This window comes from Actinokineospora sp. PR83, from assembly GCF_021056305.1.
In the GTDB taxonomy this organism is placed as follows: domain Bacteria; phylum Actinomycetota; class Actinomycetes; order Mycobacteriales; family Pseudonocardiaceae; genus Actinokineospora; species Actinokineospora spheciospongiae.
The window spans coordinates 1-25,905 of the sequence record NZ_JAJCXD010000109.1 but is presented as its reverse complement, the minus strand read 5'-3'; the positions used below and the strand labels follow the sequence as shown (position 1 = coordinate 25,905).

The following is a 25,905-nucleotide window of genomic DNA, read 5'->3' as shown; positions in this document are numbered from 1 at the left end:
CGACGAACGCGACCCGGCCGCCCCCGAGCAGCGCGTCGACGTCGGCGGCGACCGGGCCGCCGCGGCGGGCTCCGGCCTGGACGCCGCCCTGGCCGTGGTGGACGACGTGCTCCGCGCGGGCGCCACCGGCGCGGGCCCGGTGCTGGCCGCCGCGGTCCGCCGCACCGCAGACGACCTGGACACCAGGAACCTGCGCTGGCCGGTGGCGGTGCTGGAGGACCTGTCGGCGCAGCTCGCCGCGTACACCGAGCGCTCGGCGGGCTACCGGGCGAGCCGGGTCGCCGCGCTGCTCGCCGAGACCCACGCCCGGCACCGCGCGGTCACCGCGGGCGGGGCCAGCCTGCGCTCGCGGGTGCTGGGCACCGAGGAGCGCGCCAGCACCCCGCTGCGCCGGGTGCGGCTGGTCGGCCTGGGCTGCCGGGTCACCGGCGCGGAGACCACCCGCACCGCCGAGGTGTACCTGGCCGACCCGGTCAGCGGCACGGTCCTGGTGCTGCGCCGCGAGTGGGAGACCGAGGAGACCGCCACCGGACCGGACCTGGCGGGCAGGCGGGTCGTCGGGTCGCCGCTGAGCGCGCTGGCCGCGGCGAACCTGGTCAGCGAGTCCGCCACCCGCAGCGCGGGCCGGGAGGTCCGCATCACCCAGGGCGGGGTGGCGAAGACGGCGGTGACCCGCCTGGGCGACGCCTGGGAGGGGCTGCCGCCGTCGGTGCTGGCGTCGTCGTACGCGGCGCTGTCGGCGGAACTGGCCGGGCTGCCGCCGTGGTGCGTGCGGCCCAGGGTGGCCGCGGAGTTCGTCCGGGTGCTGCCGGTGGCCGAGGTGCGGTGGGTGTCCTACCAGCCAGGCGCGCAGCGGCTCACCGCCGAGGTCGCCGACGCCGCCGGGGCCACCGCGGTGCTGTCGTGCGACTACAGCGGCGTGTGCCCTGGCGCGCTGGACGCGCTGGCCGAGGCGCTGGCCGAGGGGGTCGTGGCGGTGAGCGGCACGGTGCGCCGGGTCGGCGGGACGGTGCTGGTCGACCCGATCGCCGTGCGCACCGCGGCCGGGGTGGTGGTGCTGGACCTGGCCCCCAGCACGCGCCGGGCCGACCTGTCCACGGTGGCCGCGCCGGAGTCCGACCCGCTCAGCCACGCCCTCGACGCCTGCCTGGCCACCCTCGCCGAGGCCGCGCACCGCGGCCTGGAGCACCCGTCGCCCTCCTACGGCGACCGCCTCACCTCCGCCGCGGCGGGGCTGGCCAGGGTGGGCCTGCACCGCTGCGCCGCAGCCGTGCGGGCCTTCGCCGACCGGCCGGAACCGGCCGCCTGGGTCGACGCCTGGCTCCGGCTGTCCACAGTGGCCGAATTCCGCTGAGGCCCCCCGTGGTCACCGGGGGGCCGCGCGGGTCAGGGTGCGCGTTCGGGTTCGGCGTCGACGCGGTGCACGTCGGCGCCGAGGCGCTGCATGTTCTCCACGAACATCGGGTAGCCGCGGTCGATGTGGAAGACGTCCCAGACCTCGGTGACGCCGTCGGCGCACAGGCCGGCCAGGACCAGGCCGACCCCCGCGCGGATGTCGCTGGCCCACACCGGGGCGCTGGAGAGCCGGGGGACGCCGCGGACGACGGCGTGGTGGCCGTCGGTGCGGGCGTCGGCGCCGAGGCGGACCATCTCCTCGACGAAGCGGAAGCGGGCCTCGAACAGGTTCTCGGTGATCATCGAGGTGCCGTCGGCGATGGCGGTCAGCGCGATGGCGAACGGCTGCAGGTCGGTGGCGAAGCCCGGGTAGGGCAGGGTCACGAAGTCGACCGCGCCGGGCCGGTCGCGCTGCACCACGCGGAAGCCGTCGGTCTCGGTGGTGATCTCCGCGCCCGCGGTGCGCAGCTTCTCCAGCACCAGGTCCAGGTGGTGCGGGTCGACCCCGCGCACGGTGATGTCGCCGCGGGTCATGGCGGCGGCGAAGGCCCAGGTGGCGCCGACGATGCGGTCGCCGACCACCCGGTGGGTGGTGGGTTGCAGCGAGGTCACGCCGTGCACGGTGAGCGTGGAGGTGCCCGCGCCCTCCACCTTGGCGCCCATCTGCTGCAGCATCAGGCACAGGTCGACGATCTCCGGCTCGCGCGCGGCGTTGTCGATCACCGTGGTGCCGTCGGCGAGCACGGCGGCCATCAGGATGTTCTCGGTGGCGCCGACGCTGGGGAAGTCCAGCCAGATCTGCGCGCCGTGCAGGCCCTCGGCCTCGGCGACCACGCAGCCGTGCTCGATCTCGCTGGTGGCGCCGAGCTGGCGCAGCCCGTTCTGGTGCATGTCCAGCGGGCGCGAGCCGATCGCGTCCCCGCCTGGCAGCGCCACCACCGCCCGCTTGCACCGGCCCACCAGCGGCCCGAGCACGCACACCGAGGCGCGCAGCTTGCCCATCGACGCCGAGTCGGCGCGGTGGTTGAGCTCGGCCGGGGTGGTGATGACCGCGGTGTCGCCGTCGAGGTCGACCTGGCAGCCGAGGCTGCGCAGCACGTCGCCCATCAGCGGGACGTCGAGGATCTGCGGGCAGTTGGTGATCGTGGTGGTGCCCTCGGCGAGCAGTGCCGCCGCCATGAGCTTGAGCACGCTGTTCTTCGCGCCGACGACGTCGACCTCGCCGACGAGCCGGGCGCCGCCGCGGACCTGGAAGTGCTCTGTCACGGGGGCAATGATGCCCCGCCCGGCTGGGGGCGAGGCGGGTGGGTGATGCGGAGTCCGCTCCCACACCGGTCGGTGGGCCGCGGCCGGCTAGGGTGGGGACCATGTCGGTCCACATCACGCGGGTGTACACCAAGGTCGGCGACAACGGCACGACCGCGCTCGGCGACGGTTCCCGGGTCCCGAAGACGTCGGCCCGGCTGGGTGCCTACGCCGACGTGGACGAGGCCAACTCGGCCATCGGCGTCGCGGTCGCCCTGGGAGCGCTGACCGGGGAACTGGCCGACGTGCTGCGCTCGGTGCAGAACGACCTGTTCGACGTCGGCGCCGACCTGTGCGCCCCGATCGTCCCCGACCCGCCGTACCCGGCGCTGCGGATCACCGAGCCCTACATCACCCGGCTGGAGGGCTGGATCGACGACTTCAACGGCCGCCTGGGCAAGCTGAACTCGTTCATCCTCCCCGGCGGCACCCCCGGCGCGGCCCTGCTGCACGTGGCGCGCACGGTGACCCGCCGCGCCGAGCGCAGCGCCTGGCTGCTGGTCGAGGAGGACGGCGAGCGCACGAACACGTTGGCCGCCAAGTACCTCAACCGCCTGTCCGACCTGCTGTTCGTGCTGGGCCGGGTGGCGAACCCGGACGGCGACGTGCTCTGGCAGCCCGGTCAGAACGCCTGACCCCGCAGACCACTGAGCCCGAACCCGCTGGCGGGTTCGGGCTCAGTGCTGGGGTCAAGAGGCCCAGGGCAGGCGGCGGCCGGGTGGGGCGCTCTCCAGCCAGGACAGGAACCCGGTGAGCGTGTCGGTGCTCATCGCGATCTCGAAGGTGGGGGTCGGTGAGCCCGGCGGGGTGTCGAAGCGCAGGACCCGTGAGCCCTGCGGCATGTTCGGCGTCTCGGCGCGGCCGGGGTCGCGGCGGGCGGCGATCTCCAGGCCCTCGCGGCTGATCACCCGGTCGGGGCCCGCGCGCAGGCTCAGCGCCCGGAACCAGGCGAACTCGTCGCCCTGGTAGCGGCCCACGCCCAGGTGCCAGCCCTTGCCGGAGTCGTCGATGCGCACGCGCATGGCGACGTGGATGCCGCCGGAGCGCAGCAGGCGCAGGCGGCGGTAGACGAGCAGGAGCAGCACGAGCAGGACGGCGGCCAGGACGACGACGACCACATCGCTGATGTCCACCGGCCGCCCCCGCCCCTAGGCCGTCATCAGGCCGACTGCTCGGCGGCGCGGAGCTGGGCCGCCGCCCTGGTCCTGGCTTCCCCGTCGTCGGCGTTGAGCGCCGAGCGGGCCGCGTTCACGTCGATCTCGGTGGACAGCTCGGCCGACTCGGCCAGGATGCTGACCGCCTCGGCGGTGACCGAGAGGAACCCGCCGTGCACGGCGGCGACGATGGTCTCGCCCCCGGTGGTCTTGATCTTGACCACGCCGCCCTCGATGAGCTGGCCCAGGACGGGCTCGTGGCCGGGCAGGATGCCGATCTCACCCTCGAGGGTCTGGGCGGACACGAACGTGCCGGTGCCCGACCACAGGCGTCGTTCCACGGCGACCAGCTGGACGGACATCTCAGCCACGCGTATCTCCTTCGGCTCGCGGTTACCGCACAGTCTAGTCGGAACCGGCGCAACCTCCCCAGTCAGCCCGGTGTCACTGGGCACAGTGGTGCAGAACGGACCCCTGGGGGTGACGGCGATCGAACCGGACGAGTTCACCGACTTCGTGGCGAACCGGGCCACAGCCCTGCTGCGCACGGCCTACCTGCTCTGCGGCGGGGACCGGGGCGCGGCCGAAGACCTGCTGCAGGACGTACTCGAACGCACCTACCGCAAACGCGGCCGGGTGCGCGGCGGACTGGAACCCTACGTCCGCGCCGGACTGGCCAACGCGGCGGCCAACCGCTGGCGCACCCGCTCCCGCCGGGTGCCCGAGGCACCGCTGGAACGGGCCGCCGACCCGGGCACGTGGACCGACGAGGCCGCCCGCCTCGCCGACCGCGACCGGGTGGCCACGGCCCTGGGCGGGCTGCCGCCGCGGATGCGCGCGGTGCTGGTCCTGCGCTTCTTCGACGACCTGTCCGAGGCCGACACGGCCGCCGCCCTGGGCTGCGGCGTCGGCACGGTCAAGAGCCAGACCTCGCGCGGCCTGGAGCGGCTGCGCACCCTGCTCGACGCACCGGTGAGGAGTTGACCGTGGACACCGAAGACCTGACAACCGCCCTGCGCGCGGCCACCGACGACGTGCGCCCCCGCCCGGGCTTCACCGACGACGTGCTGCGCGGCGCCCACCGCGCCAGGACCCGCCACCGGCGCACCCTGGCGAGCGGCACCGCGGTCCTGGTGGTCGCCCTGACCGCCGGAGCCGTCGCCTGGTCGACCGGCGGGCGCCCGGAACAGGCACCCGCCCAACCGCCTGTCGCCACCTCCGCCCCGGTCACCTTCGACGGCCCGACGCGGGGCGACCTGGCGGGCGACCAGGCGTACCTGGCGAAGGTGCTCGCCGCGTGGCGGCAGGCCCTGCCCGCCTCACCGAACAAAGAGGCGATGGGCGCACTCGCCGGTGAAGCGCGGGTCTACTGGGCGGGCACCACCGCGGCGGGCCGGGTGGCCCTGGTCCGGCAGCCGGGCGACGACCCGACCGCCACCCCAGCGTTGGGCCTGCTGCTCGGCGACGCGCCCACGGTCATCCAGGACGTGCCGCCCGGCGGCTTGGCCCGCGGCGAGGGGGTGGGGTTCACCTTCGGCGAGGACGAGCGGCACGCGCTGGCCGTCACCGCCCCCGGCTCCCCGGTCTTCATCTCACCCGGGTTCGTCGTCGGCCAGGACGGCCGTGGCGCCCGGGAGTGGACCAGGATGGACGACCGCGACGGGGTTGCGCTCACCACCCTGCCCTCGGCCCCGGGCAGCCTGAACGTCCGACTCGCCGGAACGCCAGGTCCCGACCAGCTCATCACCGTGCTCAGCACGCACGCGAACCGCACGGGGTTCCAGGCCCAGAAGGAGCACCTGATCGGGCGGGCCGCCGTGGCCCGCAGGGGAGACGGGCCCCCGGTCCGGGTCGCGGGTACTCCCACGCCGTTGCTCGACACGCGGGACCTCGGCGCGTTGGAGGCTGCGGGCATCAGCGACCCGTTGGCCTACAGCACGTGGCTCCGCGCGCAGAGCGTGGCCGACCTCGCGGACGGGCGCACTCTGCGCGGGTTCGCGCTCCAGCAGGACGGGAGGCCGGAGCGGTACTACACGATGATCGTGGACCGGGCGGGCCGGGTCGAGTGGCTGGAGCACTTCGACAACCCGCAGGAGCTGTGGGACACCAGCCCGCTGCTGGCGAACACCGTGCTGCCCGACGGCCTGGGCAGGCTGGTCGTCCAGCCGGGCGCGCACCTGCGCTACCGCACCGCGACGGGCACCTGGGTCGACGCCGGGCAGGGCGGCGCCATCCTGCCCTCGACAGCCGCCGGGGTCGAGGTCGGCTACGACGGCGGTGGCCTCCCGCAGTTCACCTCGTTCTGACAACAGCAGAAAGGCCGGTGTCCGTGGCGGACACCGGCCCTTCGCGTGCGCTGCGGCGGTACTACTTCTTCTTGCCGGTCAGCTCGTGGTAGCGGCGCTCCAGGTCGTCGAGGCCACCGATCGACAGGAAGGCCTGCTCCGGGACGTGGTCGTACTCGCCCTTGGCGACCTTGTCGAAGGCCTCGATGGTGTCCGAGAGCTTCACGAACGAGCCCACGTCGCCGGTGAACTTCTCCGCGACGAAGAAGTTCTGCGACAGGAAGCGCTCGATGCGGCGGGCGCGGTTGACCGTCACCTTGTCCTCTTCGGACAGCTCGTCCATGCCGAGGATGGCGATGATGTCCTGCAGCTCCTTGTACTTCTGCAGGATCCGCTTGACCTCCTGGGCCACCCGGTAGTGCTCCTCGCCGACCACGCCCGGGTCGAGGATCCGGGAGGACGAGGTCAGCGGGTCGACCGCCGGGTAGATGCCCTTCTGGGAGATCGGACGGGAGAGTTCCGTCGTCGCGTCCAGGTGGGCGAAGGTGGTGGCGGGCGCCGGGTCGGTGTAGTCGTCCGCGGGGACGTAGATCGCCTGCATCGAGGTGATCGAACGACCGCGGGTCGAGGTGATCCGCTCCTGCAGCTCACCCATCTCGTCGGCCAGCGTCGGCTGGTAACCCACGGCGGACGGCATGCGGCCCAGCAGGGTCGACACCTCCGAACCGGCCTGGGTGAACCGGAAGATGTTGTCGATGAACAGCAGCACGTCCTGGTTCTGGACGTCGCGGAAGTACTCCGCCATGGTCAGCGCGGACAGCGCGACGCGCATGCGGGTGCCCGGCGGCTCGTCCATCTGGCCGAAGACCAGCGCGGTGTCCGGGAGAACACCCATCTCCTCCATCTCCAGGAAGAGGTCGGTGCCCTCGCGGGTGCGCTCGCCGACCCCGGCGAACACCGAGGTGCCACCGAAGTTGCGGGCGATACGGGTGATCATCTCCTGGATGAGCACCGTCTTGCCCACGCCCGCGCCGCCGAACAGGCCGATCTTGCCGCCCTCGACGTACGGGGTCAGCAGGTCGATGACCTTGACGCCGGTCTCCAGCATCTTGGTCCGACCCTCGAGCTGGTCGAACGCCGGGGGACGGCGGTGGATGCGCCACTTCTCGGCGTCCGCGGCGTGCCCGGGCTTGTCCAGGCACTCGCCGAGCGCGTTGAACACGTGGCCCTTGACGACGTCGCCGACCGGGACCGAGATGGCCGCGCCGGTGTCGGTGACGGGGGCACCGCGCACCAGGCCGTCCTGCGGCGCCATGGAGATGCAGCGCACCAGGTTGTCGCCGAGGTGCTGGGCGACCTCGAGGGTGATGGTCTTCTTCAACGCCTCCAACTCGACCTTGACGGTCAGGGCGTTGTAGAGGTCCGGCACCGAGTCACGCGGGAACTCGACGTCGACCACGGGGCCGATGACGCGGACCACGCGACCGGTGGCGGTGCTGGTGGTGGGTTCCTGGACAGCGGTCATGGCTATTCATCACTTCCTGCGGCAGAGAGCGCCTCTACGCCACCGACGATCTCGCTGATCTCCTGCGTGATCTGCGCCTGGCGGACCTGGTTGGCAACGCGGGTGAAGCTGCGGACGAGCTCGTCGGCGTTGTCGGTCGCGGCCTTCATCGCCGTGCGGCGGGCAGCGGACTCCGAGGCGGCCGACTCCAGCAGTGCCGCGTAGATCCGGGTGTTCACGTACTTCGGGAGCAGGTTGCCGAGGAGGACCTCGGCGCTCGGCTCGAAGGAGTACGCCGGGGAGATGCCGGTGGCGGCTTTCGCCTCCCCCTCCTCGGTGTACTCGACCTCCAGCGGGGCGACCCGCTTGGCGACCGGCTTCTGCGACAGCATCGACACGAACTCCGTGTAGACGACGTGCAGTTCGTCCACGCCGAGGATGCCGTCCGGACCCGGGTCGTCGCCCTGGTCGTCGGCGCCGGTGAGGAACGCCGAGATCAGCGTCTGCCCGGCCTCGGCGGCGTGGGCGTAGCCGGGGGCCTCGGAGAAGCCGGTCCAGCTCGCGGCGACCTCGCGCTGGCGGAACCGGTAGAAGTTCAGCCCCTTGCGCCCGATCACGTAGACCACCGGGGTCTTGCCCTGCTCGCGCAGCAGCGCCTGCAGTTCCTCGGCGGCGCGCAGCACGTTGGCGTTGTAGCCGCCGCAGAGCCCGCGGTCGCTGGTCACGACCAGGACGCCGACCCGGCCGGTGCGCCCGCGCTCGACCAGCAGCGGCGAGTCGAGGTTCGCGGCACCGGTGGCGAGCGCGGTGAGCACCGAGGTGATCTCGTCGGAGTACGGCTTGGAGGCCGCGACCCGCGCCTGCGCCTTGCTGATCCGCGAGGTGGCGATCAGCTCCTGCGCCTTGAAGATCTTCTTGAACGACTGGGCGGACTTGATCCGCTGTCGGATTTCCCGGAGTTGCGCCATCTCGTCAGGCCTTCGGGGCGGACTTGTTGACCTTGACCGTCTCCTGGCCGACCGAGTTCGCGTCGGCCGCCTCGGCCTTGGGCTCGGTGGCCACCGGGTTCCCGTCGCCACCGGTGAAGGTCTTCTTGAAGGCCTCGACGGCCTCGGAGAGGCGCTCGGCGTTGTCCTTCTCGAGCTTCTTGGTGTCGCGGATCTCGTCGACGATGCCCGCGTGCCGGTGCCGCAGGTGCTCCAGCAGCTCGGACTCGAAGCGGCGGACGTCGGAGACGGCGATGTCGTCGAGGAAGCCCTTGGTGCCGACGTAGATGGAGACGACCTGCTCCTCCATCGTCACCGGGGAGTACTGGCCCTGCTTGAGCAGCTCCATCATCCGGGTGCCGCGCTCGAGCTGGGCCTTCGAGGTGGCGTCCAGGTCGGAGGCGAAGGCGGCGAACGCCTCCAGCTCGCGGTACTGGGCCAGCTCCAGGCGCAGCGTCGAGGCGACCGACTTCATCGCCTTGGTCTGCGCGGCGGTGCCGACGCGGGAGACCGAGGTGCCGACGTTGACCGCCGGGCGCTGACCCGAGTTGAACAGGTCGGACTCGAGGAAGCACTGCCCGTCGGTGATGGAGATGACGTTGGTGGGGATGTAGGCGGAGATGTCGTTCGCCTTGGTCTCGATGATCGGCAGACCGGTCATCGAGCCGCCACCGAGCTCGTCGGAGAGCTTCGCGCAGCGCTCCAGCAGGCGGGAGTGCAAGTAGAAGACGTCACCCGGGTACGCCTCGCGGCCCGGCGGGCGGCGCAGCAGCAGCGAGATGGCGCGGTAGGCCTCGGCCTGCTTGGTCAGGTCGTCGAAGATGATCAGGACGTGCTTGCCCTGGTACATCCAGTGCTGACCGAGCGCGGAGCCGGTGTAGGGCGCCAGCCACTTGAAGCCCGCGGAGTCCGAGGCGGGGGCGGCGACGATGGTGGTGTACTCCAGCGCGCCCGCGTCCTCCAGGGCGGACTTGACGCCCGCGATGGTGGAGCCCTTCTGGCCGACGGCGACGTAGATGCAGCGGACCTGCTGCTTCGGGTCGCCGGTCTCCCAGGCCTTCTTCTGGTTGATGATGGTGTCGACGCAGACCGTGGTCTTGCCGGTCTTGCGGTCACCGATGATCAGCTGGCGCTGGCCGCGGCCGATCGGGGTCATCGCGTCGATGGCCTTGATGCCGGTCGGCATCGGCTCCTCGACGGGCTGGCGCTGCACGACGGTGGCCGCCTGCAGCTCCAGGGCGCGCTCCTCGTCGGCGGGGATGTCGCCGAGGCCGTCGATCGGGTTGCCCAGCGGGTCGATGACCCGGCCGAGGAAGGCGTCGCCCACCGGCACCGAGAGGACCCGGCCGGTCCGCTTGACCTCCTGGCCCTCCTCGATCTTGTCGTACTCGCCGAGGATGGCGGCACCGATCTCGCGGGCGTCGAGGTTCAGCGCCACGCCCACGATGCCACCGGGGAACTCCAGCAGCTCGTTGGCCATGGCCGAGGGCAGGCCCTCCACGTGGGCGATGCCGTCGCCGGTGTCGGAGACCGTTCCGACCTCTTCCCGGTTCACGTCCGGGGAGTAGCTGGAGACGTAGTTCTCGATCGCACTGCGGATCTCGTCCGACGAGATCGTCAGCTCCGCCATGAAAGTTCCTGCTCTCGCTTCGTTCTGGAAAAGTTCTAGGGGGTCAGGCGAACCGGCGCCGCAGCGCGTCGAGCCGTCCGCGGGTGCTGCCGTCGATGACCTCGTCGCCGACCTTGATGACCAGGCCGCCGCCGAGGTCGGGGTCGACCTCGAGGTGCAGTGCGATGGGCCGGTTGTAGATCCGCTGCAGCGAGGCCGACAGCTTCTCCTGCTGCACCGCCGACAGCGGGCCCGCCGAGATCACGTGCGCCACCGAGCGCTCCCGGCGCTTGGCCGCCTCGGTGGCGAGCGCCTCCAGGCCGGTGACCAGGCCGCGGCCGCGCGGCTGCGCGACCAGGTTCTCCACCAGCGCCTCGGTGGCGGGCGCCACCTTGCCGCCGATCAGGTCGCGGACCAGCGCGAGCTTGCCCTCGACGGGCGCGGAGCGGCTGGTGAGCACCCGCTCCAGCTCGGTCTGGTCGGCGACGATGCGGCCGAGCCGGAACAGCTCGTCCTCGACCGAGTCGAGGTCACCCGCCCGCTCGGCGGAGACCAGCAGCGCGGTGGTGGCCAGCGACTCCAGGCCGTCGACCAACTGCCGGGGGCTGGACCACCGGGCGCCGACGGCGGCGGTGACCACCGTCAGGGTCTGGTCGGTGACCTTGCCCGACAGCAGGCTCGTGGCGAGCCCCTCCCGGGACGACGGCTCGGTGGACGAGTCGGCCAGGGTGCGGCGCAGGCCGACCTCCCGGTCGAGCAGTCCGGCCACCGCGAACAGCTCGGCACCCAGGCTGCCCGCGGTGCCCTCGGTGACGTCGAGCAGGGTCAGCTCGACGGCGGCGAGGGCTTCCCGGCTCGCGGCGTGGAATGTCATCTGCTTTCCGTCCCCTAGCTCTTCGCCGGGGCCGACACCGAGTCGAGCTCGGTGAGGAACCGGTCGACGGTGCCGCGACGACGGGACTCGTCCTCAAGGGACTCACCCACGATGCGGCCGGCCAACTCGACGGCGTTGCGGCCCAGTTCGGCGCGCAGCTCGGCGACGATCTGCGCGCGCTGCGCCTCGAGCTGCGCCTGGCCCTGCGCCACGATCCGCGCGGACTCCTCCTGGGCCTGGGCCCGGAGTTCTTCCTTGATCTGCTCGGCCTCGGCGCGGGCGTCGTCCCGGATCCGGGCGGACTCGGCCCTGGCCTCGGCGAGCTGCGCCTTGTACTGCTGCAGCGCGGCCTCGGCCTCGACCTGCGCGGCCTCCGCCTTCTCGATGCCACCCTCGATCTTGGCGGTCCGCTCCTCGTAGAGCTTCTCGAACCGGGGCGTGACGAACTTCGAGATGACGAACAGCAGGAGGAGGAAGGCGACCGCACCGAGGATGATCTCGGCAGGGTGCGGCAGGACCGCGTCGACGCCTTCGACTTCTTCCGCTGCCAGGATGAGTGCTGACTTCACCACGACGACTCCCTAGACGAAGTAGAGCTGGATCAGCCGCCGGACGCGATGAAGTAGACGACCAGACCGATCAGCGCGAGCACCTCGACGAGGACGAAGGTCGTCCAGGCGATGCCCATGAGCTTGCTCTGGGCCTCCGGCTGACGGGCGGTGCCGTTGATGACCGCGGCCCAGATCAGACCGACGCCGATGCCCGGGCCGATGGCGCCGAGGCCGTAGCCGATGGCCGCGAGGCCCGCGTTCAGGTTGGCTTCCGCGGCCTGGGCGAGAACAACACTGCTCACTTGTGTTTCCCTTTCCAACTCGGTCCGCGGGAACCCGCGGATCGGGGGCTTGAGTGGTTCTGCCTAGTGGTCTTCGGCGAGGGCCATGCCGATGTAGTTGGCCGACAGCAGCGCGAAGATGTAGGCCTGCAACACCTGGATGAACGCCTCCAGGAAGGTCATCGCGATGGCGAAGGCCCAGGAGACGATCGAGACCGGCTTGAGCGGTCCGGCGGCGTGCAGCAGCAGGTACTCACCACCGAGGGTGAACACCAGGAGGATGAGGTGTCCCGCGAACATGGCGGCGAAGACCCGGACCGCCAGCGTGATCGGGTTCAGCACGAACTTCTGCAGGAACTCGATCGGGGTCAGCAGGAAGTAGATCGCCGTCGGGGCGCCCGGGGGGACCGTCTGGTTCTTCAGGTAGCCGACGAAGCCGAACTTCTTGAAACCGACCCAGTGGTAGACGAAGTAGACCATCACCGCGAGGGCCAGCGGGAAACCGATCTTGGCCATCGTCGGGAACTGCAGCACCGGGATGACGCCGTAGATGTTGTTCACCAACACGAAGGTGAACAATGAGAGAATGAAGGGGACGAAGGGCTTGAACTCCTTCGACCCGATCTGCTCCCTGGCGATGCTGTTGCGCCCGAAGTCGTAGACCGACTCGACGGCGAACTGCCACTTCCCGGGGATGATCTTGAGGTTGCGCGAGGAGAGCACGAAGAAGGCCGAGATGATGATGACGGAGAGCACCACCAGCACCATCGGCTTGGTGACCTCGCCGAAAATCGGCGGGAGGAAAAAGTCCTTCACGCTCGGGGGCGTGAAGACGTCCCCCTCGGCTAGCACCAGCCTGCCCAACTGTGGGCTCCTTCCGGTTCTCCCGGCCGGCGTTCACTCCGCCGGGGGAATCGTCACGATCAGGACGTAACGTACCTGACAACCTTGGCCTGTCTGCGGGCGGCCACCCACTGCTCAGGAGGCCTCCCGGCGGCATGCGCGAAGCGCGGCGACGCCGCCGATGAAACGGACCCTATCAGGGACCTTTCGGTCTCCGAACGGGTGTACTGCTCGGTAGGGGTGCCTACTCCTCGCCCGCCGGGATGATCGTGGGCAGCTTGGTCCTGCGGAACGCCAGCGCCTCGGCACCGGCGGCCACGACCACCACGGCGATCATGGTGATGCCCAGCGACTTCGGCTCCAACGCGTCCACCCCGCGCAGCAGCGTCATCACGATCAGCAGGAGTAGCAGCTTGCCCACGAAACCGCCCAGGGAGGCGGCCATCCCGATGTGCGGGCCCTGGTTCGCGGTCGCCCGCATCAGGGCCAGCGTGATCAGCGAGGACACGCAGGCCAGCGCTCCGCCCACGGCCGCCCCGAGGGCCCCGGCGCCGCCACGCAGGAGTCCGAAGAGGACGACACCGAGCACCGCGGTGCCCACCGACGGCCACAGCGCGTAGCGGAACATGGCCCCCGCCAGGGTCAGCATGGCCCGCGCGTGCGGATCCGACTGCCGCTGCGGCTGGGTGGCCGTCGCGGAGTCGGGTGTGGTGTCGGGGTTCTCGCTCATCGCTCCCCAGTGTAGGGACAGCCATGTCGATCACCGACGGCAGGACCACACCCCGCGGGTCACACGCCGATGTGGAGCGTCCGTCACGGCCAGTGTCCCGCCGAGCCCGCTCCGACGACACATAGTGAAGATCACGTCCGCTGAGCGCGCCTCGCTTTTGCTCACTTCGCTGAGCGCACCGACGGCAGGAATGATGCCGCCGCCGCGACCACGACCGCCAGCACCAGGCCCCAGGTGACGAAGAACACGTCGAACACGGTCAGCGCCACCGCGCCGAACGCGAGCACCCCCGCCCACAGGTAGATCAGCAGCACGGCCCGGCGCTGCGAGTGGCCCACGGCGAGCATCCGGTGGTGCAGGTGCATCTTGTCGGCGGCGAACGGGCTCTCCCCGCGCCGGGTGCGCCGCACCACCGCCATCAGCAGGTCGAGCAGCGGGACGAAGAGGACGGCGGCCACGATGAACAGCGGGGACAGCACGGCGATCGTCTCGGTGGCCCCCCACAGCGAGGGGTTCGCCCGGCCGGAGGCCGAGGTGCTCGCCGCGGCCAGCATCAGCCCGATCAGCATGGACCCGGAGTCGCCCATGAAGATGCGCGCGGGTTGGAAGTTGTGCGGCAGGAAGCCCAGGCAGGCGCCCGCGAGGGTCGCCGCGATCAGGGCGGGCGGGTAGTTGTTGACGTCGCCGTTGGACTGGTCGAGCAGGTGCAGCGAGAACGCGCAGGTGGCCGCGGCGGCGATCAGCCCGATGCCCGCGGCGAGGCCGTCGAGGCCGTCGACGAAGTTCATCGCGTTGACCATGGTGACCGCGAGCAGGATCGCCAGCAGCCCGCCCTGGTTCTGGTCGAGGATCAGCACCGCCCCGACGTTGTCGGCGTCGCCGCCCCACGGCACCCACAGCACGAACCACTGGATGCCGAAGAGCACCAGCACCCCCGCGCAGGTGGTCTGCCCGGCGAACTTCGTCAGCGAGTCCAGCTCGAACCGGTCGTCGAGCATCCCGATGAGGACGATCACCCCGCCGCCGATGAGCACCGCGACCGGGTCCCAGGTGTAGTCGAAGGCGCGGCGCAGCACCGGGAGCTGGTGGGCCAGCAGCATCCCGCCGCACACCCCCAGGTACATCGCGACCCCGCCCATCCGCGGCATCGGCACCACGTGCACGTCGCGCTGCCTGGGGTAGGCCACCGCGCCGATCCGGATGGCGAACAGCCGCACCAGCCCGGTCAGCAGGAACGTCAGCACCGCCGTGATGAGGCCGACGAGCAGGTACTCCCGGACCGGGAGCCCCGCCGGGGCGAATCCGCTGAGGGGGGGCACGCCCGCTAGCTCCTTCGAGCGGCTGGGCGGGCGGCGCCCGGGGTGGGGAGGGGCACGGCGGGTCGGATCTCCTGCGGGCGGGTGCGGGTGGGGTGCGGGACGAGCGGGGCGGGTACGGGTGGGCGGGCGGGGATCGGACAGTGTTCACGCTAGTGGGCGAGCGGGACCTCGGTGCCCAGCGCCTCGGCGACCGCGGCGAGGCTGACCGCGCCCTCGCGCAGCACGACCGGGCGCGGGCCGACGAGGCTCACGATGGTGGAGGGCACCGGCGCCCCGGACGGGCCGCCGTCGAGGTAGACGGGGACGTCCTCGCCGAACTGGGCCACCGCCTCCTGCGCGCTGGCGGCGGGGGGGTTGCCGGAGCGGTTGGCGCTGGAGACCGCCATCGGGCCGACCTCGCGCAGCAGTTCGATGGCCACCGGGTGCAGCGGCATCCGCAGCATCACCGTCTGCCCGGTGTCGCCGAGGTCCCACTGCAGCGACGGGGCGTGCGGGAGCACGATCGACAGGTCCCCCGGCCAGAACGCCTCGACCAGCACCCGCGCCTCGTGCGGCACCGACAGCACCAGGCCGTCGATGGTGGCCCAGGACCCGACCAGGACGCCGACCGGCATGTCCGGGCCGCGGCGCTTGGCGGCCAGCAGGGAGGTGACCGCGCCGCGGGAGAAGGCGTCGCAGCCGATGCCGTAGACGGTGTCGGTGGGGATCACGACCGACCGGCCCGCCCGCACGGCACTCGCGGCGGCGCTGAGGCCGTCGGCGCGCTCGTCGGGGACGCTGCAGTCGTAGACCGTGGTCACCCCGGCGACTCTAGCGGTGCCCGATTCCCGAACCGGACGCGCCTCGGCCTCCCCCGCGGGCGGGTTTCTCCCGCCAGGTCTGCCTGCGGAAGCGCACGACGATCAGGTAGAGCAGCACGCTGCCGGTGACGATGCCCGCGACCACCAGCGGCGGGCTGCCGCTGAGCCCGCCGATGGCGACGATGGTCAGGCCGAGGGAGACGGCGAGGACGAGCAGGCTCACCGCGATGCCCTCCGGGCGCCACCGGTAGCGCCTGCCCGCGCGCACCTCCGAGAGCAGCCGCTGCGCGGCGCGGCGCAGCTCCTCGTCGGCGACGTCGAGTTCGAGGATGCGGTGGGCGGCGTCCTCGCAGACCGCGAGCTGGCGCTCGTCGGTGAAGGCGAGAACACCGTCGTCGCCGCCGTCACCGGTGCGACCGCGGACCTGGTCGGCGACCGAGCACCAGGTGCTGGCCAGGTAGTAGCGCAGGACCGGGTCGGCCTCGGTGCCGAAGGCCTGTTCCAGCTCGGCGGCGGCGGCCTCGGCGTCGCCGCCCGCCACCCTGGCCTGCGACAGCCCGAGCAGCGCCAGGCGGTCGCCGGGGGCCAGTTCGAGGGCGGTGCGGTAGCTGAGGACGGCCGAGCGGACCTGGCCGCGGGCCAGCGCCACGTCGCCGAGGCCGACGTGGTCGTGCGGGTGCGCGCGGGCCCGCGCCGCCCGGCCGAACTCGGTCAGGGCGTCGTCGAGGCGCCCGCCGAGCAGGGCGGAGCGCCCGCGGTGGAAGGCCTGCGGGCCGGGGTCGTCGGCGGCGGGGCGGGGGGTGGCGCCTGCGCGTTCGCCGCCCCCGTCGTCGCTCCCGTCGTCGCCGTCGGGGAGCAGTCGCCACTTGGCGATGACGTCTTGCCAGGTACGGAGCATTGGATCACCTGGGTCGGCACGCTACCCTCAGTTCGCCGAAACCGGGGAGCCGACCAGGGGAGTCGCCACGAACCGCCGAACACCGCGCCGCGGGGGGCAGATCAGCTCGCGCTGGCTGGCCTCCTCGCTCGTGGTCGCCTACGCGGCGGTGAGCGCCGCCGTCGGCACGGTCCTGCTGGTCGCCCCCAAGGAGCCCGCCGCGCTGGGCTCGCAGCTCCCCGTGGTGACCTACGTCGATTCACCCGGCCCACCCGCGGACCAGGCGCCCACCCCGTCGGACCCGCGCCGGGCGCCGGGGCCGTCGCGGGTGGCCATGCCGGTGCCAGCCGGCTACCAGCGGACCACCGGCCCCAACGGGCTGGTCACGGCCATCCCGGCGGGTTGGGTGGTGTCGAGGTCCTCCGGCCCGGCCGCCCTGCAGGCCACCGACCCGGCCGACCCGAACCGCTTCGTGCGCTACGGCGGCGCCCCCGCCCCCGCGACCGGGCTGCTGGAGTCGCACGTGGACTACGACCGCGCGTTCTCCGCCGCCCGCCCCGGTTTCCGGCGGCTGAGCCTGGGCACCACGACCTACCACGACACCCTGGCGGTCGACTGGGAGTTCGAGCACGAGGTGCCGGGGTCGGTCCGCACGCACGCGCACTCGATGTACTGGCGGGTCAACGGCGTCGAGTACTTCATCTACGCCGCCGCGCCCGCGACCCGCTGGGCCGAGACGGCGCCGATCTACGACACCCTGGTTTCCCAGACCACGCCGTAGCGGCTCAGATCCCCCACTGGTTGATCATCGGCCCGTCCTCCTCGGCCAACACCCGCCAGTGCCGGCGGCGCCACGCCACCACGGTGGCGGCCAGAGCGGCGCCTGCGAGGACCGCGCACCCGATCACGGCCGCCACCGAGCCGAGCGACCCGGCGACCGTGGCGGACCCGATGCCGAGCAGCACCGCCGCCGCGGACACGACGACCGCGAGCACCGGCCGCTGCCAGGACCACCCCAGCGCGTGCTCGACCTCCGCGGTCAGCTCCCGGGCGCGGTGGGCGACCGCCGGGTCCGCGGGGGTCAGCTCGGCGAGCCGCCGGACCACCCGTTCGCACAGCGCGGCCTGGCGGGGGCTGGTGATGCGGCGCACCCCGTCCCGGGTGCGGCTGCGGCACCGGTCCGCCGCGTCGAGCAGGGCGACCGCCAGCCGGTCCACGGCACCGGGGTCGCCGGGGTACCGCCGCAGCTCGTCCTCCCGGCACTCGACCGCCGCCCAGGGGTCGGCGGCGAAATCCGGCCACTCGTCTGACGCGGAGTGGTCGTCCATGACAATTCTCCCGCTTTCGGTGGTCACCACGTTGACACTTGCCTCACCCCGCGTGCAAGACTGACCGCGCCCGGCCACCGTACAGCGCACGAATGCGGGTGGGGAACCATGCGGAACACGGCACACCGAGGCGGTGGGACCGCCGTCGGATCGCCCGCCCTCGCCGCGCTGTCGGCCCTGGCGCTGGTCGTGGCCTGCGCCTGCGCGGGCACGCTGGCCCTCGCCACCCGGGGCGACGGCACCACCGCCGCCCCGCTCCCGCCGAGCGGCGGTGCGGACACCACCCGGACCACCACGTCGACCGCGGGTGCGCGGCGCACGACCACCGAGTCCACCTCGGACACGCCGACCAGCGCGACCGCCCTGCCCCCGGACTTCGAGGTCGTCACCGGGGCGAACGGGATGACCACCGCGATCCCGGTCGGCGCCACGCTGAACACCCGGGCGGACGGCACCGCCACCGACGCGACCACCCCCGACGCCCCCGACCGGGTGCTCCGCTTCGGCGGCGCGCTCCAGGAGCCGGGCGACATCCTCACCGTGCACCGCGCCTACGCCCAGCAGGTGGCGGCCCAGACGGCGGACTACCGGGAGGTCGAGCTGCGGGAGACGACGTACCACGGCGTCCCGGCCGTGCTGTGGGAGTACGAGAACACCACCTCCCGCGGACCGCGTCACTCGCGGTCGGTCTACTGGCGGCTCAACGGGGTCGAGTACTTCCTGATCGCCAGTTCGACCCCGTCGACGTGGGCCGAGACGGCGGCCGCCTTCACCGTCATGGTCGACAACTCCACCCCGTGAGGGAGCAGATGCCCGAGCAGGACCGATCCCCGGAGCGGGACGACACCACGCGCCACCTGTGCGCCGCCGCGCACCTGGACCACCGGTTCGCCGACGCGGCGATCACCGAGTTCCTGCTCGAACCGACCCGGTCGATCGCCCCGTCACCCGGGGTCGACGACGGGGCGGTGCTGGCCGAGGCGGTCGCCGCCCGGGTCCGGCGCAAGCTGGTCGACCTGGCGCTGGTGCTGCTGGCCGTCGCGCTGCTCGCCGCCGCCCCTTGGGGGGTGCTGATCGCCTGGGTCGTGCTGTCGCTGCTGGTCTCCGCCTCCGGCCTGCGCTCGGCGGTTCAGGCCCGGGTGGGCAAGGGGTCGACCGGCACCGTGCCACTGGTCCTCGGCGGTGTGGTGGTCCTGGTCCTGCTGTTCCTGCTGAACCCCACGCTGGGCCGCGACCTCGAAGACCTCTTCGACTCGCTGTCCGAACCCACCTACGACTACTCCGACACCGGCCGCCTGGTCGAGGACGACGGCACGGCGGCCACCGTGTGGACGGTGCTCCTGGTGCTGGCCTGCCTGGGGGTCCTGGTGACCGACCGGGTCACCGTGTGGCGGCTGGTGGTGGGGCGGTTCCGGCGCAACGCGGGCAGGCTGCCCGCCCTCGCCACCACGCTCGCCGAGCGCCCGATCTTCCAGTTGGCGCCGCTGACGGCCCTGCGCACCCTGCGGGAGCGCTACGCGGCGGAACCCGCGCGGATCGCCGCGGACGACCCCGCGCCCGAGGCCGGTCCACCGGTCCCGGTCGTGGTGCACCGCGGCTACGACCCGTTCGTCGGCGCTGGCGTGCTGCACCACCCGTGGTCGGTCGTGGTCCCGCTGGTCGCGGACCCGAACGCGGACGAGGTCCGGCCGCTGGCCACCGGGATGCTCTACGACGGGATCGTCACCGAGATCGAGGACCTGCGGGCGGCGACCACCCTGACCCCCGGTGGCAGGCTGGCCAGGCTCACCGCGGACCGGCTGGTCGTGGTCTCCGCCGACGAGCTGATCGACCACCTCGGCGACGACGAGTCGCGGGTGTTCCTGGAGGTTCCCGGGACGGCGCCCTACGACCTGCTCAGCGAGCGGCGGGCGCTGGCGCTGCGCGACCGGCCGGTGGAGTGGGCCCGGTTCTACCGCTGCTTCCGGGTGGAGACCTGGGACCGCGACCTGGTCATGTCGGTGTACCTGCACGTCGCCCTGGACGACACCACGCTGTACGTGGAGTGGACCCCGTGCGTGCTGCGCCCCATCAGCGACACCTACCAGCGGATCGACGCCGAGTCGCCCTCCGGCGTGCGCCCAGTGCTGCGTGCGGCCCTCGACCTGATCCGGCTGCCGGTGAGCCTGCCGGGGCGGGTCGGCCGGTTGCTGCGGCTGCTGCGCCCGATCAAGGACGGCCGCGGCGTGATCAACCCGGACCGGTACGGCTCGCTGCACAGCCTGCGCGAACTCGCCGCGGACGACCGGGAGCACAACTACTTCCAGCTCGCCGACCGGGACCGCTACCTGAAGATCCTGGAGAGCCGGGTGACCCTGGCGGTGAGCCGGATGCTGCGGGACGCGGGCTACCAGGTGGCCTCGTTCGAGGAGCAGGTGTCGACGGTCATCAACAACAGCGTGCACATCGGCGGCTCGGTCACCGGCGGGAACGTCGTCGCGGGCTCGCGGAACACCATCACCCAGCCGACCCAGCGGAGAGGACCGGGGAAGTGAGCGACGAGGAGCGCGGCGGCAGGCGGATCGACCAGAGCGGTGCCGTGCACGGCAACAGCGTGGTGATCGGCGGGAACGCCAGCGGCACCGTGGTGGCGGGCAACGGCAACACCATCGGCGCCGCGGACCCGGTGGCGCTCGGGCGGCTGGTGGCCGGGCTGCGCGCCCGCGTGCCCGATCGGCCGGAGAACGCCGGGGTGGGTGCGGCGCTGGACGAGTTGGCGGAGGAGGTCGCCCAGGCCGAGCCGGACCCCGGTGGGGTGCGGTGGTTGTGGGGCAAGTGCCGGAGGTTGCTCGCGACGGCGGTGGGGGTGAGCGGGGGGCTGGCGGCGCTGGGGGGTGATGTGGAGCAGATCGAGGCGGCGATCGGTTCGGTGTTCGGGTCCTAGGTTCTCAAAGCGCCGGGATTTTCGTGGCGGTGCCCGGGGGCCGATCTGCTCGGCCGTGCCTGTGTTCAAGAGCCGGGATTTTGTCGCTGGTGCCCGGGTGGGTGAATCTGCTCGGGCGGGGCCCCTACAGCGATCATGCGCCCAGTGTGACCGAGTGGGGCTGAAGAGATGCCCCACAGCCCAAGCAGGCTCGCACATGATCGCTACCCCCACCCAAGCACATCCACCCACCCGGGCATTTTCGTAGCCGGGCCGGCGGCTGCGGGGGTGGCTGGTTTTCGCTGCGCCGCTGACGGCTCGGGGTGGCTGGTCGCCCGGCTGGCGGTTTGTGGGGGTGGTCGCCGGCTGCGCGGGGTGGAGTGGCGGGCCGCCTGGCCGTCGGTTGGTGGGGTGGTCGGCGGCTGCGCGCGGTGGGGGTCGGGGTGGCTTCTTGGGGAAAGCCCCGACCCTCATGTGCGGCGGGCGGTGGTGAAGCGGGGGCGGCCTGCCAGGTCCCGGTGTGCCCGCACGTCGGTGAACAGGGTGCGGGCGGCGAACAGGGCGGGGACGGACTCGCCGTGGGTGTCGTCGTGCTCGACCGCCAGGGCGCCGCCGGGGCGCAGGAGGCGGGCGCACAGGCCCACCACGGGTCGGATGACGTCGAGGCCGTCGGGGCCGGAGAACACCGCCGCGTGCGGGTCGTGGTCGGCGACCTCCGGGGGGACCGGGGTGCCCTCGGGGACGTACGGGGGGTTGCAGACGACCAGGTCGACTTGGCCGTCGAGGTCGGTCAGGGTGGTCGGGGCGGTGACGTCGGCCGCGTGCAGGCGGATCGGGGTGTCCCCGGCGGCGGCGCGCAGGTCGGCGTTGCGGCGGGCCCAGGACAGGGCGCCGGGGTCCTGCTCGACCGCGTGCACCACCGCGTCGGGGCGGGCGTTGGCCAGGGCCAGGGCCAGGGCGCCCGAGCCGGTGCACAGGTCCACCACGACCGGGGAGCGGGTGCCGCGCAGGAAGTCCGCTCCCCAGGCGAACAGCAGCTCGGTCTCCGGGCGCGGGACGAACACGCCCGCGCCGACCTCGACGTCGACCGCGCCCATCGGGGCGGTGCCGACGAGGTGTTGCAGCGGCTCCCGGGCGGCCCGGCGGGAGACCAGGGTGCCCAGGGCCGACAGCACGCCCGCGTCGACCAGGGGCACCGTCAGCAGCTTGCCCCTGGGGACGCCGAGGACGTGCGCGGCGAGCAGTTCGGCGTCGTTGCGCGGACTGGCGACACCGGCCGCGGTGAGTACGCGTTCGGCCTCGGTCACCGCGAGGCGCAGGGGTTGCCTGGTCACCGGGACAGCCTCTCACCCGCCGCCGTGGGCGGCGAGTCGCTCCTCGCGGTCGGCGGTGGCCAGGGCGTCGAGCACGGCGTCGAGGTCGCCGTCGAGGACGGTTTCCAGGTTGTGGGCCTTGTAGCCGACCCGGTGGTCGGAGATGCGGTTCTCCGGGTAGTTGTAAGTGCGCACCCGCTCGGACCGGTCCACGGTCCGCACCTGGCTGCGCCGGGCGTCCGAGGCCTGCTTCTGCGCCTCCTCCTCGGCGGCGGCGGCCAACCGGGAGCGCAGCACCTGCATGGCGCGCGCCTTGTTCTGCAACTGGGAGCGCTCGTTCTGGCAGGACACCACGATGCCGCTGGGCAGGTGGGTGATCCGCACCGCCGAGTCGGTCGTGTTGACGCTCTGCCCGCCCTTGCCCGAGGAGCGGTAGACGTCGACCCGGAGGTCCTTGTCGGGGATGTCCTCGAAGTCGGCGGCGTCCTCGGCCTCCGGGTAGACCAGCACGCCCGCGGCGGAGGTGTGGATGCGGCCCTGCGACTCGGTGGCGGGCACCCGCTGCACGCGGTGCACCCCGCCCTCGAACTTCAACCGGGCCCACACGCCCTCCGGGTCGCTGCCCCGGCTCTTGATGGCGACCGTGACGTCCTTGTAGCCGCCCAGGTCGGACTCGGTGCCGTCGAGCACCTCGGCCTTCCACCCGTGCCGCTCGGCGTAGCGCAGGTACATCCGCAGCAGGTCGCCCGCGAACAGCGCCGACTCCTCGCCGCCCTCACCGGACTTGACCTCCAGCACCACGTCGTCGCCGTCGTGCGGGTCGCGCGGGAGGAGCTGCTCGGTCAGCTTGGTCTCCAGCTCCGGGATGCGCCCGGCCAGCGACTCGGCCTCCGCGGCGAACCCCGGGTCCTCGGCGGCCAGCTCGCGGGCCGCCTCCAGGTCGCTGCGGGCGGCCTCCAGGTCGCGCAGCGTCCGGATCACCGGGCTCAGCTCCGCGTAGCGGCGCCCGAGCTTGCGCGCCCGGTCCTGGTCGGCGTGCACGGCCGGGTCGGCGAGGGTCTTCTCCAGGTCGCCGTACTCGGCGACCAGCTCGGACAGTGAGGACGAGTCCACCGGGTTCACCTGCAGTTCCATCAGTCGATCGGGTCCGGACACAGCGACGGCGCCCGCCCCGAGCCGGGGGCGGGCGCCGTGCGCGAAGCTACTTGGCGGCGAGGGCGCGCTTGCCGTAGCGCGCCTCGAAGCGGGCGATCCGCCCACCGGTGTCGAGCACCCGCTGCTTGCCCGTGTAGAACGGGTGGCAGCGCGAGCAGACGTCGACGGTCATGGCGGCGGGACGGGTGCTGCCCGTCGTGAAGGTGTTGCCGCAGCCGCAGGTCACGGTGGTCGCGGCGTAGTTCGGGTGGATACCGTTTCGCACGGTGGTCGCCTTTCTCATGTGGCCGCCGGGTCCCCGGTGGAGCTGGGGTGAACCGGTGCCTGGCTCGACCTGACAGTGTGCCAGACGATGCTGACGGGCAGTACAACCCGCCGGGCCCATGCAGTATTCCGACCGCTCACCGGACCTGGGCGGCTGCTCGCCGACGCATCACGCCGCTCACAGACAGTAGTGATTTCCGCTCGCGGCGTGACGGAGACTGGCCGGGTGCTGTGCAGAGTCGGCAGACCGTTGTCTGTCTCCGCGTGGTTGTCCGCCCCCGTGCTCTTCGCCGCCGCCGTGCTCGGCCTGACCGGGGCGGCGGGCCTGGTCCTGCGGGCGACCTGGGCGGTCACCCTGTCGAGCTGGCTTGGCGGGGCGGCCGCGGCGGTGGCCACGGTCCTCGCCGGGTCGGTGAACTGGCGCTCACCGGTGCAGCGGGTGGTGCTGTCGGTGGGCTACCCCGTGGGGCTGCTGGGCCTGGGGCTGGTGTCGGACGCCGTGGCGGTGCCCCTGGGAGCGGCGGCAGCGGTCGGCGTCCCCGCGGCGGCGGTGCTGGTGGTGCTGGTGGTGCGGCAGATCATGAGCGACTCCGCCTCGGAGGCCCGGCACGCGCGGTGAACCCGTAGACAGCGGCGGACCTGTGGACAACTGCCGCCGCAGACCACGGTTGTGTCCGACCCCGGTGCTTGGATCGATTCGGGGGCTGCTCAGACCGGGGAGCGCCGACTCCCGACCCCGCGAAAAGCCGTGGGCCCCACCGGAGAACCGGTGGGGCCCACGGCCGATCAGCGGACTCAGACGTCGCCGGAGGGCGTCGTCTTGGCCACCTGCATCAGGAACTCGATGTTCGTCCGGGACTTGCGCAGCCGGTCGAGCAGCAGCTCGATCGCGGCCTGGCTGTCCAGGGCGTGCAGGACGCGGCGGAGCTTCACCGTGACCGCCAGCTCATCCGGGGAGAGCAGCAGCTCTTCCTTGCGGGTGCTGGACGGGTCGACGTCGACCGCGGGGAAGATGCGCTTGTCGGCGATCTTGCGGTCGAGCTTCAGCTCGGCGTTGCCGGTGCCCTTGAACTCCTCGAAGATCACCGTGTCACCCGCGGAACCGGTCTCCACCAGGGCGGTGGCGAAGATGGTCAGCGAGCCGCCGTTCTCGATGTTGCGCGCCGCGCCCAGGAACCGCTTGGGCGGGAACAGCGCCGTCGAGTCGACACCACCGGAGAGGATCCGGCCGGACGCCGGGGCCGCCAGGTTGTAGGCGCGGCCGAGGCGGGTGATCGAGTCGAGCAGGACCACCACGTCGTGGCCCATCTCCACCAGGCGCTTGGCGCGCTCGATGGACAGCTCGGCCACCGTGGTGTGGTCGCCCGGCGGGCGGTCGAAGGTGGAGGCGATGACCTCGCCCTTCACCGACCGCTGCATGTCGGTGACCTCCTCCGGCCGCTCGTCGACGAGCACGACCATGAGGTAGACCTCGGGGTTGTTGGTGGCGATGGCGTTGGCGATCGCCTGTAGCACCGAGGTCTTGCCCGCCTTGGGCGGGGACACGATGAGCGCGCGCTGCCCCTTGCCCACCGGCATCACCAGGTCGATGACGCGGGTGGTGAGGATGTGCGGCTCGGTCTCCAGGCGGAGGCGCTCGTTCGGGTAGAGCGGCGTCAGCTTGGTGAACTCGGGGCGGTTCTTGGCCGCGTCCGGCTCCAGGCCGTTGATCGTCTCCACCCGCACCAGCGGGTTGAACTTCTGCCGCTGCTGCTCGCCGTCGCGCGGCTGGCGGACCAGACCGGTGATGGCGTCGCCCCGGCGCAGGCCGTACCTGCGCACCAGCGACAGCGAGACGTAGACGTCGTTCGGGCCCGCCAGGTAGCCGGAGGTCCGGACGAACGCGTAGTTCTCCAGGACGTCGAGGACCCCGGCGACCGGGAGCAGGACGTCGTCGTCGCGCACCTCGGTGTCGTTCTGACCGCCACCGCCGGTGGTGCCCTCGACGCGCCCGCCCCGGCGGCGCCGGTCGCGGAAGCGCCGACCGCGGCGACCGCCGCGCTCGTCGTCGTCATCGTCGTCCGGCCCGGTGGACCGGTTCTCCTGCTGGCGCTCCTGGTTGCGCTCCTGGCCGCGGTTGCGCTCGCCGCGGTCGGGGCGCTCGCCCCGGTCCTGGCGGTCACCGCGGTCGGACCGCTCACCGCGGTCCGGGCGGTCGTTGCGGTCGCCCCGCTCCGGCCGTTCCCCGCCGCGGCGGTTGTCCGGGCGGTCACCGCGCTGCTGGCGGTCCTGGCGCTGGTCGTCGCCGCGGGCGACCCGCTGCTCCGGCGCGGACTGCTCGCCGTCGGGGCTGCCCGCCGACCGACCGGCCGCGCGGCGGCGGCGGTTCTCCCGGCGGGGGCCCTCGTCGCCCTCGGACCGGGTGTCCGGCCGCTCGGGCGCCTCGGCCGG

General features: G+C 72.6%; 28 protein-coding genes. 9 read left to right on the top strand and 19 right to left on the bottom strand.

The annotated features are described in order from the left end of the window. Positions 1–1,354: hypothetical protein (locus L6E12_RS30635; RefSeq protein WP_236231412.1), on the top strand; the 1,354-nt coding region annotated here is incomplete at its 5' end. A gap of 32 nt (positions 1,355–1,386) precedes the next feature. Here the strand turns inward: L6E12_RS30635 and murA are convergent. Then, positions 1,387–2,661 (bottom strand): UDP-N-acetylglucosamine 1-carboxyvinyltransferase, encoded by a 1,275-nt coding sequence (gene murA, locus L6E12_RS30630; protein WP_236231411.1) that lies wholly within the window; start codon positions 2,659–2,661, stop codon positions 1,387–1,389. A gap of 101 nt (positions 2,662–2,762) precedes the next feature. On the opposite strand from murA, the gene L6E12_RS30625 reads away from it, so the two are divergent. Further along, positions 2,763–3,335: a cob(I)yrinic acid a,c-diamide adenosyltransferase gene (locus L6E12_RS30625; RefSeq protein WP_236231410.1), complete on the top strand. Its 573-nt coding sequence runs from the start codon at positions 2,763–2,765 to the stop codon at positions 3,333–3,335. Positions 3,336–3,389: 54 nt separating this feature from the next. Here the strand turns inward: L6E12_RS30625 and L6E12_RS30620 are convergent, their stop codons facing one another. Both L6E12_RS30620 and L6E12_RS30615 read right to left on the bottom strand, forming a co-directional pair. Continuing rightward, complete coding sequence (locus L6E12_RS30620) at positions 3,390–3,833, bottom strand: DUF2550 domain-containing protein (RefSeq protein ID WP_236231409.1); 444 nt, start codon at positions 3,831–3,833, stop codon at positions 3,390–3,392. A gap of 26 nt (positions 3,834–3,859) precedes the next feature. After that, positions 3,860–4,225, bottom strand: coding sequence for a F0F1 ATP synthase subunit epsilon (locus L6E12_RS30615; protein ID WP_236231408.1), 366 nt, complete (start codon positions 4,223–4,225; stop codon positions 3,860–3,862). Between the two features lie 70 nt (positions 4,226–4,295). On the opposite strand from L6E12_RS30615, the gene L6E12_RS30610 reads away from it, so the two are divergent. Continuing rightward, a complete protein-coding gene (locus tag L6E12_RS30610) occupies positions 4,296–4,838 on the top strand; it encodes a SigE family RNA polymerase sigma factor (protein WP_236231407.1) in 543 nt (180 codons plus the stop codon). 2 nt (positions 4,839–4,840) lie between these two features. Then, positions 4,841–6,160: a hypothetical protein gene (locus tag L6E12_RS30605; protein ID WP_236231406.1), complete on the top strand. Its 1,320-nt coding sequence runs from the start codon at positions 4,841–4,843 to the stop codon at positions 6,158–6,160. Between the two features lie 61 nt (positions 6,161–6,221). Here L6E12_RS30605 and atpD read toward each other — a convergent pair whose 3' ends face one another. The 11 genes from atpD to L6E12_RS30550 all read right to left on the bottom strand — a co-directional run bounded on the left by atpD (position 6,222) and on the right by L6E12_RS30550 (position 16,534). After that, positions 6,222–7,664 (bottom strand): F0F1 ATP synthase subunit beta, encoded by a 1,443-nt coding sequence (gene atpD, locus L6E12_RS30600; protein WP_236231405.1) that lies wholly within the window; start codon positions 7,662–7,664, stop codon positions 6,222–6,224. A 2-nt stretch (positions 7,665–7,666) separates the two neighbouring features. Beyond that, positions 7,667–8,611 (bottom strand): F0F1 ATP synthase subunit gamma, encoded by a 945-nt coding sequence (locus L6E12_RS30595; RefSeq protein WP_236231404.1) that lies wholly within the window; start codon positions 8,609–8,611, stop codon positions 7,667–7,669. Between the two features lie 4 nt (positions 8,612–8,615). Beyond that, positions 8,616–10,259, bottom strand: a complete 1,644-nt coding sequence (gene atpA / locus L6E12_RS30590) for a F0F1 ATP synthase subunit alpha (RefSeq protein ID WP_236231403.1) — start codon at positions 10,257–10,259, stop codon at positions 8,616–8,618. A gap of 43 nt (positions 10,260–10,302) precedes the next feature. Next, on the bottom strand, positions 10,303–11,112 hold the full coding sequence (locus L6E12_RS30585) for a F0F1 ATP synthase subunit delta (RefSeq protein WP_236231402.1): 810 nt from the start codon (positions 11,110–11,112) through the stop codon (positions 10,303–10,305). A 14-nt stretch (positions 11,113–11,126) separates the two neighbouring features. After that, positions 11,127–11,681: a F0F1 ATP synthase subunit B gene (locus L6E12_RS30580; RefSeq protein ID WP_236231401.1), complete on the bottom strand. Its 555-nt coding sequence runs from the start codon at positions 11,679–11,681 to the stop codon at positions 11,127–11,129. 32 nt (positions 11,682–11,713) lie between these two features. Beyond that, a complete protein-coding gene (locus L6E12_RS30575; protein WP_236231400.1) occupies positions 11,714–11,965 on the bottom strand; it encodes an ATP F0F1 synthase subunit C in 252 nt (83 codons plus the stop codon). Positions 11,966–12,028: 63 nt separating this feature from the next. Beyond that, the gene (gene atpB / locus L6E12_RS30570) at positions 12,029–12,808 is read right to left on the bottom strand and encodes a F0F1 ATP synthase subunit A (protein ID WP_236231399.1); all 780 of its coding nucleotides are present in this window, start codon (positions 12,806–12,808) and stop codon (positions 12,029–12,031) included. Positions 12,809–13,031: 223 nt separating this feature from the next. Beyond that, the gene (locus L6E12_RS30565) at positions 13,032–13,517 is read right to left on the bottom strand and encodes a hypothetical protein (protein ID WP_236231398.1); all 486 of its coding nucleotides are present in this window, start codon (positions 13,515–13,517) and stop codon (positions 13,032–13,034) included. Positions 13,518–13,678: 161 nt separating this feature from the next. Further along, positions 13,679–14,836 (bottom strand): glycosyltransferase family 4 protein, encoded by a 1,158-nt coding sequence (locus L6E12_RS30560; protein WP_035279661.1) that lies wholly within the window; start codon positions 14,834–14,836, stop codon positions 13,679–13,681. 149 nt (positions 14,837–14,985) lie between these two features. Further along, positions 14,986–15,636 (bottom strand): L-threonylcarbamoyladenylate synthase, encoded by a 651-nt coding sequence (locus tag L6E12_RS30555; RefSeq protein ID WP_236231397.1) that lies wholly within the window; start codon positions 15,634–15,636, stop codon positions 14,986–14,988. Positions 15,637–15,646: 10 nt separating this feature from the next. Then, positions 15,647–16,534, bottom strand: coding sequence for a M48 family metallopeptidase (locus L6E12_RS30550; protein WP_236231396.1), 888 nt, complete (start codon positions 16,532–16,534; stop codon positions 15,647–15,649). A gap of 130 nt (positions 16,535–16,664) precedes the next feature. Here L6E12_RS30550 and L6E12_RS30545 point away from each other — a divergent pair, with 130 nt between their 5' ends. Beyond that, the gene (locus L6E12_RS30545; protein ID WP_236231395.1) at positions 16,665–17,294 is read left to right on the top strand and encodes a hypothetical protein; all 630 of its coding nucleotides are present in this window, start codon (positions 16,665–16,667) and stop codon (positions 17,292–17,294) included. A 4-nt stretch (positions 17,295–17,298) separates the two neighbouring features. Here L6E12_RS30545 and L6E12_RS30540 read toward each other — a convergent pair whose 3' ends face one another. After that, positions 17,299–17,841 carry a hypothetical protein gene (locus L6E12_RS30540; protein WP_236231394.1) on the bottom strand — a complete coding sequence of 181 codons (543 nt, stop codon included), beginning with the start codon at positions 17,839–17,841 and terminating at the stop codon, positions 17,299–17,301. Between the two features lie 108 nt (positions 17,842–17,949). Between L6E12_RS30540 and L6E12_RS30535 the strand changes: the two genes are divergently transcribed. Genes L6E12_RS30535 through L6E12_RS30525 form a run of 3 tightly spaced genes read left to right on the top strand, consistent with a single transcriptional unit; the run spans position 17,950 to position 20,764 of the window. Further along, entirely contained in the window at positions 17,950–18,642 is a 693-nt protein-coding gene (locus L6E12_RS30535; protein WP_236231393.1) for a hypothetical protein, read from the top strand. 8 nt (positions 18,643–18,650) lie between these two features. Next, a complete protein-coding gene (locus L6E12_RS30530; RefSeq protein WP_236231392.1) occupies positions 18,651–20,375 on the top strand; it encodes a hypothetical protein in 1,725 nt (574 codons plus the stop codon). Next, positions 20,372–20,764: a hypothetical protein gene (locus tag L6E12_RS30525; protein WP_236231391.1), complete on the top strand. Its 393-nt coding sequence runs from the start codon at positions 20,372–20,374 to the stop codon at positions 20,762–20,764. Before L6E12_RS30530 ends, L6E12_RS30525 begins: the two co-directional genes overlap by 4 nt. A gap of 449 nt (positions 20,765–21,213) precedes the next feature. Here the strand turns inward: L6E12_RS30525 and prmC are convergent, their stop codons facing one another. From prmC to rpmE, 3 genes are all read right to left on the bottom strand, one after another. Then, a complete protein-coding gene (prmC, locus tag L6E12_RS30520) occupies positions 21,214–22,077 on the bottom strand; it encodes a peptide chain release factor N(5)-glutamine methyltransferase (protein ID WP_236231390.1) in 864 nt (287 codons plus the stop codon). Between the two features lie 12 nt (positions 22,078–22,089). Then, positions 22,090–23,169, bottom strand: a complete 1,080-nt coding sequence (gene prfA / locus L6E12_RS30515) for a peptide chain release factor 1 (protein ID WP_236231413.1) — start codon at positions 23,167–23,169, stop codon at positions 22,090–22,092. 88 nt (positions 23,170–23,257) lie between these two features. After that, on the bottom strand, positions 23,258–23,476 hold the full coding sequence (gene rpmE / locus L6E12_RS30510; protein ID WP_236231389.1) for a 50S ribosomal protein L31: 219 nt from the start codon (positions 23,474–23,476) through the stop codon (positions 23,258–23,260). Between the two features lie 249 nt (positions 23,477–23,725). Between rpmE and L6E12_RS30505 the strand changes: the two genes are divergently transcribed. Next, positions 23,726–24,094, top strand: coding sequence for a hypothetical protein (locus L6E12_RS30505; RefSeq protein ID WP_236231388.1), 369 nt, complete (start codon positions 23,726–23,728; stop codon positions 24,092–24,094). 176 nt (positions 24,095–24,270) lie between these two features. Here the strand turns inward: L6E12_RS30505 and rho are convergent. Beyond that, on the bottom strand, positions 24,271–25,905 hold a 1,635-nt coding region (gene rho, locus L6E12_RS30500; RefSeq protein WP_236231387.1), incomplete at its 5' end, for a transcription termination factor Rho.

What these genes read in the sequence shown, in the direction of transcription:
- atpD (WP_236231405.1), bottom strand. Translation starts at nt 7,664, where the DNA reads ATGACCGCTGTCCAGGAACCCACCACCAGCACCGCCACCGGTCGCGTG.
- L6E12_RS30530 (WP_236231392.1), top strand. Translation starts at nt 18,651, where the DNA reads ATGCCCGAGCAGGACCGATCCCCGGAGCGGGACGACACCACGCGCCAC.
- L6E12_RS30595 (WP_236231404.1), bottom strand. Translation starts at nt 8,611, where the DNA reads ATGGCGCAACTCCGGGAAATCCGACAGCGGATCAAGTCCGCCCAGTCG.
- L6E12_RS30585 (WP_236231402.1), bottom strand. Translation starts at nt 11,112, where the DNA reads ATGACATTCCACGCCGCGAGCCGGGAAGCCCTCGCCGCCGTCGAGCTG.
- L6E12_RS30625 (WP_236231410.1), top strand. Translation starts at nt 2,763, where the DNA reads ATGTCGGTCCACATCACGCGGGTGTACACCAAGGTCGGCGACAACGGC.
- L6E12_RS30565 (WP_236231398.1), bottom strand. Translation starts at nt 13,517, where the DNA reads ATGAGCGAGAACCCCGACACCACACCCGACTCCGCGACGGCCACCCAG.
- atpA (WP_236231403.1), bottom strand. Translation starts at nt 10,259, where the DNA reads ATGGCGGAGCTGACGATCTCGTCGGACGAGATCCGCAGTGCGATCGAG.
- L6E12_RS30535 (WP_236231393.1), top strand. Translation starts at nt 17,950, where the DNA reads ATGCGGAACACGGCACACCGAGGCGGTGGGACCGCCGTCGGATCGCCC.
- L6E12_RS30550 (WP_236231396.1), bottom strand. Translation starts at nt 16,534, where the DNA reads ATGCTCCGTACCTGGCAAGACGTCATCGCCAAGTGGCGACTGCTCCCC.
- L6E12_RS30540 (WP_236231394.1), bottom strand. Translation starts at nt 17,841, where the DNA reads ATGGACGACCACTCCGCGTCAGACGAGTGGCCGGATTTCGCCGCCGAC.